Below are 16,010 nucleotides of genomic sequence, written 5' to 3' on the forward strand. Positions count from 1 at the left end.
AGGAAAAAATGGAACAAATAAAAAATTTATTAAAAGAATCGCAGATACAATTTTCATCAAAACTAACAACCTCCGAAAAGAGAGAAGAGTTAAACAACCTTACAATAAAATGTAGTACTTGCACAAAATGTCCTCTAGCAAAACAAGGAAGAACTCAAACAGTTTTTGGATATGGAAACATTAACACAAAATTAATGTTTGTTGGCGAAGGACCAGGAAGAGATGAAGATGCTCAAGGAAAACCATTCGTCGGACGCGCCGGAAAACTTTTAACAAAAATCATAGAAGCTATGAAATTAAAACGAGAAGATGTATATATCTCGAATGTCGTAAAATGTCGCCCACCAGAAAACAGAACCCCACTTCCATCCGAAAGCCAAATTTGCAAAAATTTATATCTATTTAAAGAAATAAGTATTATTAAACCACAAATAATTTGCACACTTGGCAGCTGCGCAACTCAAGCACTGCTCGGCGAAGAAATTCGCATCGGCAAAGCTCGTGGAAATTTTCATACATTTGATAACATTTTAGTTATGCCAACTTATCACCCTGCTTATCTTTTACGCAATCCAGAAGAAAAGAGAAAAGTATGGGAAGATATGCAAAAAATAATAGAAAAGCTTAGCAATATTTCTATATGAAAATATCATTAAAAATAATTTCACCTGGAAATAATCATTGTGGATAACTTGTGGATAACTTGTGGATAACTTGTGGATAACTTGTGGATAACCTTTCGAAACAACCTATCTAATCAACTAAAACCAAATGGCGCGCTTTGGGCGGTTTTTATAAAATGCGATTCAATAACAGAATTGAAGGTGTTAATTTATACTAAAAAATAACTTATACACACTTTATCCACAAGTTATCCACAGGTTATCCACAATTCTCGCAAACCCATAACCCCTCTAGTAATCAAATAAAACTCGATTTTGCGACTGAGTTATCCACAATTTACCTCTATACTCACTAACAACGTTCTTTATATTTATATAACTATTAAGTTAATTAAGAGAACTCAAAAATAAAGTAAGAAAACCAGAAGTAAAAAGTAAGTTGCTTCACTTTTTTGAAAAAAGATCTAAACTTGAAGCTTAAGGTAATTTGTTAGGGTTTATTAAAACAAAAAGAGATAATTCTGTGAAACTAGATGATGTTATTGAAGGTTTGGTCGAAGACCGTGGACTTGATAGAGAAAAAGTTATAATAGCGGTATGCGAAGGAATCCTTGCTGCATACAATAAAAAATTTCCACAATATGAATTTTCTGTAAGTTTTAATAAAAAAACCAGAGAACCTGAAGTTTTCACTAAAAAACAAATTGTTGAAGATGTTCAAAGCGAAGAATCTCAAATCTTGCTAAAAAAAGCTAAAAAAATAAACACCGAAGCGTCCGTTGGCCAAGAAATAGAAGTGCCATTTGAAGAAAAAATAGGCAGAATTGAAATTTTGGTCGCAAGACAAGTTATCGCAAATAAAATTAGAAAAATTGAACAAGATGCTGTTTTTGCAGAGTTTGAAGACAAGGCAAATACAATTGTTAACGGAATTGTTCATAAAAAAGAGCGCTCCGGATATGTCGTACAGCTTGGAGATGTAATGACGTTACTTCCTCTTTCCGGAGTAATTCCAGGAGAGATTTTTAGAATGGGCGTGCCCGTTCGCGCTTTACTTTCAGAAGTTTTAAGAACTCCAAGAAGCGATTATCAGTTAATTTTAGACCGCGCATCTGCGGATTTTGTTAAAAAACTTTTTGAAATAGAAATTCCTGAAATTTTTGAGGGAATTGTTGAGATAAAGAAAATTGTTAGAGTTCCTGGATATAAAACAAAAATAGCCGTAGCCTCTCACCGAAAAGAAATTGACCCTGTTGGAACGTGTGTGGGTGTCGATGGTGTTAGAATTAAGCCTATTTTAAAAGAGCTTAGTGGTGAAAAAATTGATGTAATTCAATGGGATAATTCTCTTGAAAATCTTGTAAAAAATTCATTGAAACCTGCCGAGGTGGATAAGGTTGAGATTGTTGATGATAGAACAGCTATGGTTTGGCTAGCTCAAGACCAACGATCTTTGGCTATAGGCAAGCTAGGAAGAAATATTCTCTTGGCTTCGAGGTTAACTGGGGTTGAAATAAATTTACAACAAGTTTCTTCTGATGCTGAAAAAGATAACAAGCTAGAAGATTCGCTTCTTGAAAGCGACACCGAAGATTAATTAAAAAGATTTTAGAAATTTAGGATTTTTATGCGTATTTACGAGCTTGCGAAACAAATGGGTTTATCCAGTAAAGATTTAATTCAACTTTTGGAAAAAGCTGGATTTTCTCCTTATTTGCACATTTCTGTTTTAAAAGAAGATGCATTACTTTATTTGCAAGATCATTTTAATAAAAGTAAAAATTCAAATATTACTCAAGACGATATTGAACAAAAAAAATTGAAAGATAACAAAATTAAAACAACACAAACCGGCTTAGAAAAAAAGCCAAAATCAAAGAAAGCTCTTGTTGAATCAAGTTTAATTGAAGAAAAAAAAGAACCTGAGCCTAAAAAGACTTTAGTAAAAGAACAACCTTTGAAAATTCAACCAATTTCACCAATTCAACAACCTGTTGTTAAAAAAACAGTGGAATTTCAAAAAGAAGAAAAACATTCTGTATTTCCTGAAAAGAAAAAGATGCTTACAGATATTATTATAGACAAAGATATGCCTCTTTTTGAAGCTGCAGATCTTATGGGAAAACTTTCGGGCGACTTGATTTTATCTTTGATGAAAAAGGGTATGGTTTATAATCGAAATTTTGTGCTTTCTGCTGATTTAATAGCGTCGCTTGCAAAAGAATTCGGTTTAAATGTTGTTCTAAAAAACAAATTTGATTCTGCTCAATTTTCTTTAAAATCTGAAATAAAAGAGTCTAATGACTCTGTAAATCGCTGGCCGATTGTTGTAGTTATGGGACATGTTGATCATGGAAAAACAACTCTTTTAGATTTTATTAGAAAGACTCGCGTTGCGGCAAAAGAAAAAGGTGGTATTACTCAACATCTAGGCGCTTATGAAGTTGATTCTGCTCATGGAAAGGTTGTTTTTTTAGACACTCCTGGACATGCGGCTTTTTCGCATATGAGAAGTCGCGGTGCTAAAATAACAGATTTGGTTGTTTTAGTAGTTGCAGCAGATGATGGAATAATGCCGCAAACAGTTGAGGCTATTAAATGTGCCCAAGCGGCAGAAGTTCCTATTATTGTAGCTATAAACAAAATAGATAAAATTGAATCAGTTACTTATATAGAAAGAGTAAAAAGACAGTTGGTTCAGTATGGATTAACAACTGAAGACTGGGGTGGTACTACCGTTGCGGTTCCTATTTCTGCAAAAACAGGAAAAGGCGTCGAAGAGCTTTTAGAAATGATTGTTTTGCAAGCTCAAATGATGGATTTAAAAGCATATCCTTCAAATCCTGCTAAAGTTTTTGTTTTAGAGTCTAGCATTGAAAAAGGTTATGGTTCGGTCGCAACTGTTATGGGTCTCGAGGGAACTTTGAAAGTAGGGGATTACTTTTTGGGTGAATCGACTTCTGGAAGAGTAAGATTGATCATAAATGAAACCGGAGACCGTTTAAGTCAAGTTGGTCCGTCGGTTCCTGTTAAATTAATTGGGTTTGATAAAATTCCATCTTCGGGCGAAAAATTAGAAGTAGTTGTTTTTGAAAAGTATCAAAAAGAAAAAGATTTGATTTTAAACAAGAGTGCGCAAACTGTTCAAATAACACCTTCTGTTGATTTATTTGCTACTGAAGAAAAAAATATAAATTTAGTTATCAAGTGTGATACTTTTGGAACATCAGAAGCCATTTTGGGTACGATAAAAGAATTATCAAAAAAATATGATAAAAGTGACTTTTCGCAAGTTCGTGTAATTCATTGCAGTGTCGGGGATATTACAGAAAAAGATGTTGATTTGTCTGTAAATTCGCAGTCAATTCTTATAGGGATGAATGTAAAAGTTGAACGAAACGCGGCTGTTTTAGCGCGGTTTAATCATTTGGAAATAGAGCTTCATCAAATAATTTATAAATTTGTTGAGTATCTAGAAAATCTTATAAAGTCAAAGAAGAAAATTAAAATTACCAACGTTAAAACAGGATCCGCTGTTGTACTTAAAGTTTTTGATATAAAGGGTAAAGGTCTCATTACAGGAGCTAGGGTTAGAGAAGGTTCTTTTGTAAGAGAAGGAAATGTTAAATGCTTACGAAATGGTAGAATTGTTGGCGGTGGCAAAATTGTAAGCTTGCAAAAAGATAAAAACACCGTAAAAGAAGTCGGTGTAGGATTAGAGTTTGCATTTTTCTGTCATGATTTTCAAGATTGGCAAGTAGATGATATCATTGAATGCTTTGTGGAGAAATCTGAGTAATAAACTCTTTAGTATAAAAAATAAAATTATTAATTTATGGGATAAAGATGAAAAGTCTTTATCCTTTTTTAATAAAATAATTCTGTATTTTTTATTTATTTTCGAATTTTTTTATAAAATATTTTTTCAAGGTTTTATTTTTTGGAATAAAAATTTTGGAAAGCCTTTAAAAACAAATTTCAAAGTTATATCTATTGGTAATATTTCTTGTGGGGGCACGGGAAAGTCTGTTTTGGCTAGATATTTGATTGAAAATATTAAAGCTAAAGGGGCTATTCTTTTGCGAGGATACAAAAGCCAAAATGAAAAAACAGGGAAAAGTTTTTTAGTTTCGGATGGCAATAATATTTTTTGTAAATCGGATTTTTGTGGCGATGAAGCTTTCATGCTAGCGTCTTCTTTAAAGATTCCTGTTGTTATAGGTAAAAATCGTAGCAAATCGGTGGATTTGCTAAATAATTTAGGATGTAATTATTTAGTTTTAGATGATGCATATCAAAATTTTGCTCTTAAAAAAGATTATGAAATACTCTTGCTGGATGCTCGAAATCCTTTTGGCAATAATCATTGTCTACCTGCTGGCCCGCTGCGTGAAAAAGATATAAATCGTGCCGATATTATTATATTTACACATGCGGATGAAATTGATGATAAAAAACGCTTAGAGCTAAAACGTGGAATAAAAAAACAAAATATATTTTTTGGAAAACATGCTTTAAGTTTTTTTATGAATTCTGAAATGAAAAGATTTTTAATTGATGATTTTGAATCGAAGCGGTTTGTTGCTTTTGCCGGAATAGGCTCTTTTAGTGGTTTTTGCAGATCGCTAGAAAAAACAAAAATTAATTTAGTGAAATCGATAGAATTTGAAGATCATCATCAATATTCTATTCAAGAGGTAATCAAGATATTAGAGATATCGGATAGTCTAGATGCGTTTGGTGTAATAACAACTCTAAAAGACTGGGTAAAAATCTGTAATTTTTTTTCAGAGCTAGATCCTAAGTTATTAAAAAAAATATATTTTTTAGATATTTCATTTGATTTTTTAAACAAGGAAGAGGAAATTTTATTTTTTAATCTTATTAAAATTTGATTAAAATCTTCAGTATAAAAGGGAGTTTAGAATGAATTTTTTGATTCTTCACATAGCATCTTTTGTTTTTGCATTTATTTTCACTTTTTATCTCATAAAAATCGTTACCAAGATTGCTTACAAATATTCTATTATGGATTTTCCTGATGGGAAAATAAAAAAACATGATGGAGGTGTACCATACCTTGGTGGAATTGCGATTTTTGTTTCCTTTATTTGTACTTTAGGCTTATTTTATCCATTTAAAAATTCTATTTTATGGCTAGTTATTGGTTGTATTTTGATTTTATTTGTAGGATTCTTTGATGATCTTATAAATTTTTCTCCATTGCAAAAACTTATTGGTCAAGTTGTAGCTGTAATATGTTTTTTAAGAGGCGGGCTGTCTTTAAAAGAAGCATTTTTTTCTGATTTTTGGAGTCTAGCTATTTCTGGATTTTGGATGTTATTGATCATTAACGCTTTTAATTTGGTAGATGTGATGGATGGTTTATCTACTTCTTTAGCGATAATTGCAGCAACTAGTTTTTTTGTAATAGCTATTTTAATGAAGCAGTATTTATTGAGTTTATTGCTAATCACTTTTATTGCCCCACTGCTTGTCTTTTTTATTTATAATAAACCTTCGGCAAAGATCTATATGGGAGATTGCGGATCATTGTTTTTAGGCGGGTTTTTAGCAGCAGTTCCCTTGCTTTTTTGTTGGAGTTCTAAAAATGAATTTGGTTTTTTTGTTCCTATTTTGATTTTAATAGTTCCTCTTAGTGAAGTTACCATGTTAATTCTGATAAGAACTTTTTTAGGGATTCCTTTTTACAGAGGGAGTCCGCATCATATAGCGTCTTTTCTTTTGGCTAAAAAATTAAGCAAATACAAAATTTTGTTAATGACCTCGGTTTTTGCAATATATTATTCAATTTTTGCAATTTTATTTCTTTTTAATTTTGTGAGTATTGTTTCACTTTTTTATGCTCTTATTGCCTTCTGGTTTTTATGGGTTTCTTATGTTTATCTTCAAAAAAAATAAATATTAGTGCTTTTTTTTGTTGTCATTGTTTCTTGTTGCGTTTAAATTTTATTTAAATCAAATCATTCTTTTTTGTAAAATCTATTTATAAATGAAGGTTTTGATGTTGCATGAATTTATTTGTTAATATGTAAGATTGCGGAGGATTATTTTTATGACAGAATTATTCTTACCAAATGGAATTTTGGTACTATAAAATAAAGATTGAAATAATGACCTTCGATTTTAATGCAAAATTCGCTTTATTTTATTTTGGTTGAAACTGCTATAAGAATAAGGTGTTATATTAATTCTTAAATTTACATCTCCTCTCTAGCTTATTAATTTAGCACCTTATTCGTTATGAAATGGTTTATTCGCTGTATAACTATAGTTTATTCATCTGACTATTTGACAAAAGTTTAGACAACCGTTCATAATCATGTTTTAAATAACTAAGAAAATTTTTAGTAAAAGAAGAGATTGAAATTTTAGGAAGGAAAGAAATGTCTGAAGCTATAGAAGTGATTAATTGGGTCAGGGTAGCGGCTCTTTTAGGCGCGGGATTATGTATGGGGTTAGGAGCGCTTGGTCCAGCTTTGGGGCAGGGTTTTGTTGGTGCAAAGGCTTGCGAATCTATAGCCAAGAAACCTGAAAGCGCCGGATTAATAATGCGCACAATGCTTGTTGCTATAGGAATAATAGAATCTGCAGCTATTTATTGTTTTGTAATAGCAATATTATTGATTCTTTTAGGGTGATAGTTTTATAACATAAGTTAAATGCGAACATCTCTTCACCCTTTGCCTTTTTAAAGAAGAGAAAGGCCCATTGTTATGGAAAAAACTCTTATAGAATTTAACTTCACTATTTTCATTCAAATCATAAATTTTATAATTACTTATCAATTGTTGAATAAATTTGTTTTTAGGCCTGTTTTGAATTTTTTAGAGCAGAAAAAAAATAAAGAAAAAGTTTTAACTGTTTCTTTGCAAACGGAAGAAAAGGTTATAGATGAAATGCAACAACAAAAAGAATTAAAACTTTTTAATTTTCAACAAAAAATGCATACAAAAACGGTTGAATTGATAAAAGAACCGGTCAAAATTTCTACTTTTGTTACATATCAAAGAAACCAAAAAGAGGTAGAGGATTCGATCAAGCAGTTTAAAAATGTTTTGATCAAAGAGGTGTCGCGTGTTCGTTGATTATGATTTTTTATTACATGTCGCCTTTCAACTAACTTTATTCTTTCTTTTTTGTATAGTTATTTTTAATTTGTTTCGCTCTATGCTTTTGCCAATAATAATTCAAGAAATCAGAGCTGCTAGAAAACATTGGCGCGCTTTAGAGGAAAAGCTAGGAAGTCTTTTAAGATTAAAAAGTAAAGTCGAAAAAGATCTAATAGAGCAAAATGTTAAATTTATTTCTTTAGAAAACAAAATTGAAAAGTGGCATAATGCTGTTTTATTACGCAGTAAAGAGTTAGAAAAAGAAAACGGTATATTAAAAAATAATTTGATAGAGAAAAAAAAGTTTCAATCAAAAGAGTTATATTTAGCAAAATTGCAGCAAGAGGTGGTTCCTGTTGCTGTTTTTGAAGCTCAGAGAGAAATGAGTGAAAATTTTGGAGGGGATAGGGGTGCTGTTTTACTTCAAGAGTTGATGAAAAAGCTGGAGTTAAAACTTAAAAAATAAATTATGATAGAAAGTAAAAATTCTGTAGCAAAAAAATATGCGGTTGCTTTTTTGGATTTATATTCGGATCAATTGACTCTTGACGATATGCAAAAGATTTCGAATTTTGAATTTTTTTTAAAAGACAGGGGGTATTTTTATGTCTCTCTTTCTATTCCAGGGATTTTGTTTGAAACAAAAGAATTTGTAGTGTCAAAAATGATTAAGTTTTTTGGATTAAAAGAATGTTTAAAAAATTTAATCATTTTACTTTTAAAGTCGGGTCGAATCGATATTTTAGATTTAGTTTTAAAAAATATTTGGAATCAGTATAAAAAAATTAAAAACATTGAGAGTTTTAAGATCATGAGCTCTCACTCGTTATCCCAAGCGGAAAAAGATATAGCTGAAAAAACTTTAAATAATTTTTTACATAAAAAGGTTTTGACGCAATTTCTTGTGGATCCATCTTTAATCGTTGGTTTAAGAATGGAGAGTCTTACATTATTGTGGGAGCGTTCAATAAGAAAAGAGCTTATTGAGGCAAAAAAAATCATTTCTAAAAAGGGATTATCATGCGTGTAAAAGATACCGATCTTATATCATTATTTGAAAAATCTTTGAGTTCAGAACCTCAAGAAAAATTGGAAGAGGTTGGAAGAGTTATAAAAGTTGGGGACGGAATCTCTAGAGTTTATGGACTTACCAATGCGGTGTATGGTGAGTTAATAGAGTTTGAATCGGGTAGCAGTGGAATTGTTTTAGATTTAGATGAAGATTTTGTTTCTGTTGTTTTGCTCGACAATAATATTCCTGTTTATGAACAAGAAGTTGCCAGAAGAACTGGAAACGTTTTGCGAATTCCTGTTGGTGAAAAATTAGTAGGCAGAGTTTTAGGAGCAACTGGATTACCTTTAGATTCTATTGGTGAATTAGAATATACAGAAAAAGTATCTATTGAAAAGACCGCTCCTGGAATAGTTGCGCGAAAACCTGTTAGCCGTCCTTTTGAGACGGGTATAACATTTATTGATGCTTTAATACCTATTGGTAAAGGGCAAAGAGAGCTTTTAGTCGGAAATAGAAATACAGGAAAAACTACAATAGCATTAGATATGGTATTAAATCAAAAAGGTAAAGATGTTATCTGTATTTATGTTTCTATAGGACATAAACAATCAAGTACTGCTAAAATGGTAGATCTTTTTGAGCGTAATGGGGCTATGGATTATACAATTGTTATTGATGCTGATGCAAAAGAAACAGCTGTTAATTTATATCTTGCTCCATATGTTGGATGTACGATTGGTGAATACTTGATGAATAAAGGTAAAGATGTTTTGATAATTTATGATAGCTTAACTAATCATGCTATTGCATATAGAGAGCTTTCATTGCTTTTACGTCGACCTCCTGGACGAGAAGCATACCCGGGAGATATTTTTTATTTACATTCAAGACTTTTAGAGAGGTCTTGTCAGCTTTCGGATGAGCTTGGAGGGGGTTCTTTAACCGCCATTCCAATTATTCAAACCCAAGGTGATGATTTGACTGCATATATTCCAACAAATTTGATTTCGATTACAGATGGGCAAATTGTGCTTGATACAAATTTATTTAATATGGGAATAAGGCCAGCTATCAGTACTGGACTATCAGTTTCAAGAGTTGGAGGCGCGGCTCAGACAAAAGCAATGAGGAAGGTTTGTGGTTCTTTGAAATTGGAGCTTGCGCAATATGATTCGATTGCCGCATTTGCTCAATTTGGTTCCGAGCTTGATAAAACAAGTCAGCATATCTTGGACAGGGGAAAGCGATCTATTGAGCTTTTAAAACAACCAGTGCATGATCATTACTCTTTTGTTGACCAAACAATTTTCTTATTTTTATTGAAAGATAATTTTTTAGATGATTTAAGTTTTGAAGATGTTAAAAAATTTGCAATTCTTTTTGCAAGTTATGTTAGAGAAGTTTACTTTGAGGTTTATGAGCAAATTAATAAGACGCAAGATCTGGATCAAATTTCTCAGTCAGCATTGAGAAAATATGCACAAGAATTTAAAATTACATTTTTGAAAAAATAAATTTATGCAGAATAAATTTATTTTTTACAAATTTACCTTATTAATTTTGGTTTTTGGAACTTTTTTTTCTTGTGGAAGAAAACCTAGAAATATTTTTGTATTTAGGGACAAAAAACAAGATATAAATATCAATAGTTTGTATTTTCCAGCCATTAAGTGTTTGAGTTTGCAGATTGTTGATACCAAAAGAGTCTTAGAATGGGGAAAGTTAGAACCTTCTTATGAAATTGAATTTAATTATTCTAACCATCCCAAAAATGAATTTGTGAAAAAAAATGTCATTCTCGTTGGATATAATGTTTACAGATTTCCAAGAAATGGTTTTGCAAATGAAACTCCAATAAATCGCAAACCAATTAAAGAAAATCTATTCCAAGAATCTCCTTCTAAAAAATATTTGTGGTGTTATTTTGTTCGGGGTGTTTTTGATGTTGATGGGAAAATTTTTGTAGGCCCAGCAAGCAAAATAATTTGTGAAAAATGCTCCAAATAAAATCCCTCCAACTTAGAACAAGTCGGAGGGTTGGGGGGGCGAACAATACCAGATGGGTATTGTCCATTTAGGGACGTTTTGAAAATTTAAAGAACAACTTAATTTCTATTATACACTATCGTCATAATTTTCTAAATCTTGCAACATGGTATCAACCTGGTATATGCATGTCAAGGAAAACGAAGTTTCCAAAAAGGCTCTTTTTTATTTCAAAAATTTTTAAAAAATTTTACTTAATTAGCCAAATAAAAAATAAGACTAAAAACACAAATAAAACAGCTAGTTTGTTGAAATGTTTGTCTATAAAATTTTTAATTTGTGCACCCCATATTTGAATTGCTCCTGCAACCAGAAAAAATCTGCCACCTCTTCCTATTATTGAAAAAATTATAAATGGTGTTACTGGAAGGTGACAAAATCCGGCTGAAAGAGTAACTGCTTTATATGGAACCGGCGTGAATCCGGCGATTAATACTGCCCACATTTGATATGCTACATATTTTGCTCTTGCTGCTTCAAAAGCTGCAGGAGAAATAATGTAATTAATTATATATTGTCCTACAATGTTCCACATAAAAGCACCAATAAAATATCCAAATAAACCCCCAGCAACTGAAACTAATGTGGAAAGAGCCGCAAAATAAATTGATTTTTTAGGTTTTTCGATACAGTACAAAATGAGCATGGGATCCGTTGGAATTGGAAAAATGAATGATTCAAGAAATGTTAAAAGCAAAAGCCAAAATAAAGAATATTTTGCATGTACTTTTTCACCCATCCAATCATATACTTTTCTAACAAAATTCATTAACTTCTCCTTAATTTTATTATAACTTTACTGCTCTTTAAAAGAGTATTTTAGTTTTCGGAAAAAGGCTATTATAAACTTTTGGATTTATGTTAAAGTATAGTCTGCAATGAAATTAAATTTTACTTTATTTTATTTAAAATAAAATATTTTTATAAGTGGGGAACCAGATTATGATAGCTGGAATTTTAGCCAAAATATTTGGAACAAAAAATCAAAGGGAATTAAACAGAATTCAACCTTTAGTTCATAAAATAAATTTACTTGAAGAAAAAATGCAGGCACTTTCTGATCTTGATTTAACTGCGAAAACAAATGAATTTAGAGAGCGAATTTCGCGCGGAGAATCTATTGATAGTATCTTACCTGAGGCATTTGCTCTTGTGCGAGAAACTAGTAATAGAAAATTAAATATGCGGCATTTTGATGTACAACTTATTGGTGGCGTTGTTCTCCATGAAGGTAAAATTTCTGAAATGAAAACAGGAGAGGGAAAAACATTAGCCGCGACACTTCCTCTTTATTTAAATGCATTATCTGGAAAAGGTGCCCATCTTGTAACGGTAAACGATTATCTTGCAAGGCGTGACAGTGAATGGATGCGTCCAATTTATAATCATCTTGGTCTTGAGGTTGGAGTAATCCAAAATGAAATGAGCGATGAAGATCGTAAAAAAGCATACAACGCAGATATTACTTATGGAACAAATAATGAGTTTGGTTTTGACTATCTTCGCGATAATATGAAATTCAATCTTGCGGACTATGCTCAACGTGATTTACATTATGCAATTGTTGACGAGGTAGATTCTATATTGATCGATGAAGCAAGAACTCCTCTTATTATTTCTGGCTCATCCGAAAAGGGTGCTGATTTGTATGCAGCTGCAAATTATGCAGTTTTAAAACTTAAACGCGACACAGATTTTGAGATTGATGAAAAAGCTAAATCTGTACATTTGACAGAAGATGGAAATGATAAGGTTGAGAAGGTTTTAGGAATTCATAATTTATATGCTCCTGAAAATATTTTTATACTTCATCATGTTACTCAAGCTTTAAAGGCAAATTCACTTTTTAAGCGGGATGTTGATTATGTTGTTAAAGACGGGCAAGTTTTAATTGTTGATGAATTTACCGGACGAATACTCGCTGGTAGAAGATATAGCGATGGACTTCATCAAGCGCTTGAAGCAAAAGAAAATGTAAAAATTGAAAGAGAAAATCAAACATTAGCATCTATTACTCTACAAAATTATTTTAGAATTTATAAAAAACTTGCAGGTATGACAGGAACGGCAATGACAGAAGCTGCAGAGTTTTATGATATTTATAAATTAGCCGTTATTTCTATTCCAACGCACAGACAGATGATTCGACGTGATGAAGCAGATGCGATTTATTTGGATAGAGAAGATAAATTTAAAGCTGTTATTGCAGATATTAAAAGTTGTCATAAACTAGGCCAACCCGTTTTGGTAGGTACAATTGCTATTGAAACATCCGAATATTTAAGTTATTTGCTTACGCAATCAGGTGTTCCTCATAATGTTTTAAATGCAAAAAATCATGCTCGTGAAGCTGATATTGTTAAAGAAGCTGGAGATAGAGGAAAGGTCACAATAGCAACTAATATGGCTGGCCGAGGTACAGATATAAAACTTGGAGAAGGTGTTAATGCTCTTGGTGGTTTACGTATTATTGGAACAGAGAGGCATGAAAGTCGCAGAATTGATAATCAGCTTCGTGGTCGATCTGGAAGACAGGGAGATCCTGGATCTTCCAAATTTTATATCTCGCTAGAAGATGATCTGATTAGAATATTTGCAGGTGAAAAATTAAAACAACGTATGATGCGTTTTGGTATGGAAAAGGGTGATTGTATAGAACATCCGTTCATTTCAAAGCGAATTGAAAAAGCACAAGAAAAAGTTGAAAAACATAATTATGATATACGAAAAAATCTTCTTGAATATGATGATGTATTAAATCAACAGCGAAAAGTTGTTTATGAATATCGTCGCGATATTTTAGATGAATCAGATTCTTTGCAAGAATTGATTAAAGAGATGATATTGGATGTTTTATATGCATCGATAGCTATTTTTTGTCCTCGTCCTAATATTGCAAAAGAATCTATGGATGAGTTATTTACATCACTTGAAAATTTAACTGGAATTTCAAAAGGTGAATTTGAAAATTTAAACTTTAAAAATAATAATGTTGATGCGGTAAAAACTGTATTATCAGAATTTTTGCTTTATCAATATGATCAATATCGGGGTGCATATCCGGAAGATGTAGTAAAAGATATTGAAAAATGGATTTTGCTGCAAACGATTGATCAACAATGGCGACTTCATTTGCAAACATTAGATAAGTTAAAAGAAGGAATTCACCTTCGTGGTTATGCACAAAAAAATCCACTTGTAGAATACAAACGAGAATCTTTTAATGCTTTTGAAAAAATGATGGAACAGGTCAAGGGTGACATTGTACAACATATTTTTAGATTAAAGAAAACAGATGTAGAAGCTGTAAATGTTAAGGAAATAGAACAAGAAAGACGTCGAGAGCTTGCAGATATTGAATCTTTTCATAAAGGCCAAGGAGAAAATCCTGAAGCTAAAGTGGTTAGAAGGCAGGCTGACAAAATTGGACGCAATGATCCCTGTCCTTGTGGATCGGGCAAAAAATATAAACAATGTTGCAGCAAATAAGATTAATAAAATAGGCAGAAATTTTTCTGCCTATTTTTATTTTTTATCAGTGGGAGTTTTCTTTTATTAAACAATTAAATATTTCTTCTATGTTGTTTTTTATGAGAATCAAATCGAAAGCCTTTTGAGAGATTAAATTTTTTGTTTTTGCAAAATTCATCCAATCAATAAATTTTTTCCAGTATTTAGAATCAAACAATATTATTGTTTTTTTTGCTAATGCGCCTATTTCCATTAAAACTAATAATTCGCTTAACTCGTTTATAGTTCCAGTTCCTCCTGGAAAAACTATAAAGGCATTAGAATTATTTATTAATAAAAGTTTTCTACTCCAAAATTTATCATGTAAAAATTTTAATTGTGATGGATTAGATGATCTTTCAAAATTTGTAAGCAAATGTAAGTTTGCAGAAATGCTACGAATTTCTTCTTTGTTTTTCATATTTTTTATAGCGCCAGAGTTTGCAGCTTCCATTATTCCGGGTCCGCCGCCTGACATAATTACAAAGCCTTTATCCGCGAGAAGCGATGCTAATTTTTCTGCTTGGATATAATAAAAATCATTTTTAGGTATTCTCGATCCACCGAAAAAAGTAACTACTGGTTTATTTAATTTTTTTATTTTGTGTAAGCCCTTAGAAGTGTTATATGAATCTATTCCTAGTTCTATAAATAAAGATATTTCTTGTTTATGTTTTAAATAAAATAAAGTTGATATTGAAAAAAATAGAATAAGTAAAAAAAGATAAATGCGTTTAGAATTTTTGAACATGTTACATTCTCCAATTTTTAATAAAATTTCCAAAAGAGTTAAAAGCATATGGGAAATATAAAGAAATTTGTTTGTGCAAGTAAATAGTTTGATTTGTTTGTAGAAATGAAAAATGGGAGATTTAAAATCTCCCATGAAATTTTATTTGGAAAATAAAATAAAAAAGTACAGAAATTAGATAGAAATACATTTAAAACTCATCATTATCCTTAAAAACTTACTTTTTACACAAAAATCAAAGAGAAGAACTAGGCATTTTACAAAAAAATATCGCCTGTTTAACTTAATTTTATATTTTAATCTTATTAATTTTATAAAATTTGTTGGGGGTATTAATTTCATGTTTAAAAAGATAATTTTAGCCTTAGTATTAAGTGGAATTATTTCAAATTGCAATATGGGTATAAGCTGTTCAGATTCTACAAAAAATTGGGGTTTTAAAGATTTAATTGCTGTAGATAAAAATCGAATTATTTGGGCATATTCAGGAGCGTGCGTTTCTGGTTTAGTAGCACTTAAAATGCTTGACTATCTACCTATTAGTAGAACAACAACTTTAGTCAGTATACCATTATCAAGTATGGTTTTGGGTTTTGCGTTAAGCTCATTAGCGAGTAAAACATATAAAGACAAGGTTGAACAACGAAAAGCGGTACTAAAGGCAAAATTAGATAAGACTAGAGCAGATGAAGATATGGCATTGGCAATGATATTGCAACAAGCAGCAATTGCACTGCAATCTGCAAGGGAAGCAGTATCAATGGTAACAATGTTAGAAAAGCTGGATAAATTAGTAGCATTAAAAAGATACCAAGATGAATTAAATTTGGCATCAAGACGAAAAATCTGATGGTTTAAATTATAAATAAAAATCGGGTAGAAAAAGGCCTTGAAATATAGGCTTTTTCTACCCGATTTTTATTTAAATTATT

At 31.2% G+C, this 16,010-nt stretch carries 15 protein-coding genes; 13 read left to right on the top strand and 2 right to left on the bottom strand.

Annotated features, from left to right (window positions below; genetic code table 11):
- The first annotated feature begins 8 nt into the window (after window positions 1-8).
- The 11 genes from DEA20_02565 to DEA20_02615 all read left to right on the top strand — a co-directional run bounded on the left by DEA20_02565 (window position 9) and on the right by DEA20_02615 (window position 10,778).
- Window positions 9-644, top strand: a complete 636-nt coding sequence (locus DEA20_02565) for a uracil-DNA glycosylase (GenBank protein ID HBS48057.1) — start codon at window positions 9-11, stop codon at window positions 642-644.
- A gap of 466 nt (window positions 645-1,110) precedes the next feature.
- Window positions 1,111-2,220 (top strand): transcription termination factor NusA, encoded by a 1,110-nt coding sequence (gene nusA, locus DEA20_02570; protein ID HBS48058.1) that lies wholly within the window; start codon window positions 1,111-1,113, stop codon window positions 2,218-2,220.
- A gap of 30 nt (window positions 2,221-2,250) precedes the next feature.
- Window positions 2,251-4,422, top strand: coding sequence for a translation initiation factor IF-2 (locus DEA20_02575; GenBank protein ID HBS48059.1), 2,172 nt, complete (start codon window positions 2,251-2,253; stop codon window positions 4,420-4,422).
- A complete protein-coding gene (gene lpxK, locus DEA20_02580) occupies window positions 4,385-5,518 on the top strand; it encodes a tetraacyldisaccharide 4'-kinase (GenBank protein ID HBS48060.1) in 1,134 nt (377 codons plus the stop codon). The genes DEA20_02575 and lpxK overlap by 38 nt, the downstream gene beginning before the upstream one ends.
- 31 nt (window positions 5,519-5,549) lie before the next feature.
- A complete protein-coding gene (locus DEA20_02585; protein HBS48061.1) occupies window positions 5,550-6,545 on the top strand; it encodes a hypothetical protein in 996 nt (331 codons plus the stop codon).
- Window positions 6,546-7,030: 485 nt separating this feature from the next.
- Window positions 7,031-7,285 (top strand): ATP synthase F0 subunit C, encoded by a 255-nt coding sequence (atpE, locus tag DEA20_02590; protein ID HBS48062.1) that lies wholly within the window; start codon window positions 7,031-7,033, stop codon window positions 7,283-7,285.
- A 75-nt stretch (window positions 7,286-7,360) separates the two neighbouring features.
- Window positions 7,361-7,732, top strand: a complete 372-nt coding sequence (locus DEA20_02595) for a hypothetical protein (protein HBS48063.1) — start codon at window positions 7,361-7,363, stop codon at window positions 7,730-7,732.
- Window positions 7,722-8,222 carry a hypothetical protein gene (locus DEA20_02600; protein ID HBS48064.1) on the top strand — a complete coding sequence of 167 codons (501 nt, stop codon included), beginning with the start codon at window positions 7,722-7,724 and terminating at the stop codon, window positions 8,220-8,222. The genes DEA20_02595 and DEA20_02600 overlap by 11 nt, the downstream gene beginning before the upstream one ends.
- A gap of 3 nt (window positions 8,223-8,225) precedes the next feature.
- Entirely contained in the window at window positions 8,226-8,786 is a 561-nt protein-coding gene (locus tag DEA20_02605) for a hypothetical protein (GenBank protein ID HBS48065.1), read from the top strand.
- Complete coding sequence (locus DEA20_02610; protein ID HBS48066.1) at window positions 8,777-10,285, top strand: F0F1 ATP synthase subunit alpha; 1,509 nt, start codon at window positions 8,777-8,779, stop codon at window positions 10,283-10,285. The genes DEA20_02605 and DEA20_02610 overlap by 10 nt, the downstream gene beginning before the upstream one ends.
- A gap of 4 nt (window positions 10,286-10,289) precedes the next feature.
- Window positions 10,290-10,778 (top strand): hypothetical protein, encoded by a 489-nt coding sequence (locus DEA20_02615; GenBank protein ID HBS48067.1) that lies wholly within the window; start codon window positions 10,290-10,292, stop codon window positions 10,776-10,778.
- Between the two features lie 229 nt (window positions 10,779-11,007).
- On the opposite strand, the gene DEA20_02620 is transcribed toward DEA20_02615, so the two are convergent.
- A complete protein-coding gene (locus DEA20_02620) occupies window positions 11,008-11,586 on the bottom strand; it encodes a cytochrome B (protein HBS48068.1) in 579 nt (192 codons plus the stop codon).
- A gap of 173 nt (window positions 11,587-11,759) precedes the next feature.
- Here DEA20_02620 and DEA20_02625 point away from each other — a divergent pair, with 173 nt between their 5' ends.
- Window positions 11,760-14,306 (top strand): preprotein translocase subunit SecA, encoded by a 2,547-nt coding sequence (locus DEA20_02625; protein ID HBS48069.1) that lies wholly within the window; start codon window positions 11,760-11,762, stop codon window positions 14,304-14,306.
- Between the two features lie 46 nt (window positions 14,307-14,352).
- Here DEA20_02625 and DEA20_02630 read toward each other — a convergent pair whose 3' ends face one another.
- Window positions 14,353-15,213: a TIGR00730 family Rossman fold protein gene (locus DEA20_02630; protein ID HBS48070.1), complete on the bottom strand. Its 861-nt coding sequence runs from the start codon at window positions 15,211-15,213 to the stop codon at window positions 14,353-14,355.
- A gap of 205 nt (window positions 15,214-15,418) precedes the next feature.
- Here DEA20_02630 and DEA20_02635 point away from each other — a divergent pair, with 205 nt between their 5' ends.
- Window positions 15,419-15,928 (top strand): hypothetical protein, encoded by a 510-nt coding sequence (locus tag DEA20_02635; protein HBS48071.1) that lies wholly within the window; start codon window positions 15,419-15,421, stop codon window positions 15,926-15,928.
- The last annotated feature ends 82 nt before the right edge of the window (window positions 15,929-16,010 follow it).

This window comes from Candidatus Dependentiae bacterium, from assembly GCA_003511165.1.
Taxonomy (GTDB): domain Bacteria; phylum Babelota; class Babeliae; order Babelales; family UBA12411; genus UBA12411.

Excerpts from the sequence above, each read along its gene's own strand:
- DEA20_02565 (HBS48057.1), top strand. The coding sequence starts at position 9 with ATGGAACAAATAAAAAATTTATTAAAAGAATCGCAGATACAATTTTCA.
- DEA20_02575 (HBS48059.1), top strand. The coding sequence starts at position 2,251 with ATGCGTATTTACGAGCTTGCGAAACAAATGGGTTTATCCAGTAAAGAT.
- lpxK (HBS48060.1), top strand. The coding sequence starts at position 4,385 with ATGATATCATTGAATGCTTTGTGGAGAAATCTGAGTAATAAACTCTTT.
- DEA20_02585 (HBS48061.1), top strand. The coding sequence starts at position 5,550 with ATGAATTTTTTGATTCTTCACATAGCATCTTTTGTTTTTGCATTTATT.
- atpE (HBS48062.1), top strand. The coding sequence starts at position 7,031 with ATGTCTGAAGCTATAGAAGTGATTAATTGGGTCAGGGTAGCGGCTCTT.
- DEA20_02595 (HBS48063.1), top strand. The coding sequence starts at position 7,361 with ATGGAAAAAACTCTTATAGAATTTAACTTCACTATTTTCATTCAAATC.
- DEA20_02605 (HBS48065.1), top strand. The coding sequence starts at position 8,226 with ATGATAGAAAGTAAAAATTCTGTAGCAAAAAAATATGCGGTTGCTTTT.
- DEA20_02610 (HBS48066.1), top strand. The coding sequence starts at position 8,777 with ATGCGTGTAAAAGATACCGATCTTATATCATTATTTGAAAAATCTTTG.
- DEA20_02615 (HBS48067.1), top strand. The coding sequence starts at position 10,290 with ATGCAGAATAAATTTATTTTTTACAAATTTACCTTATTAATTTTGGTT.
- DEA20_02620 (HBS48068.1), bottom strand. The coding sequence starts at position 11,586 with ATGAATTTTGTTAGAAAAGTATATGATTGGATGGGTGAAAAAGTACAT.
- DEA20_02625 (HBS48069.1), top strand. The coding sequence starts at position 11,760 with ATGATAGCTGGAATTTTAGCCAAAATATTTGGAACAAAAAATCAAAGG.
- DEA20_02630 (HBS48070.1), bottom strand. The coding sequence starts at position 15,213 with ATGGGAGATTTTAAATCTCCCATTTTTCATTTCTACAAACAAATCAAA.
- DEA20_02635 (HBS48071.1), top strand. The coding sequence starts at position 15,419 with ATGTTTAAAAAGATAATTTTAGCCTTAGTATTAAGTGGAATTATTTCA.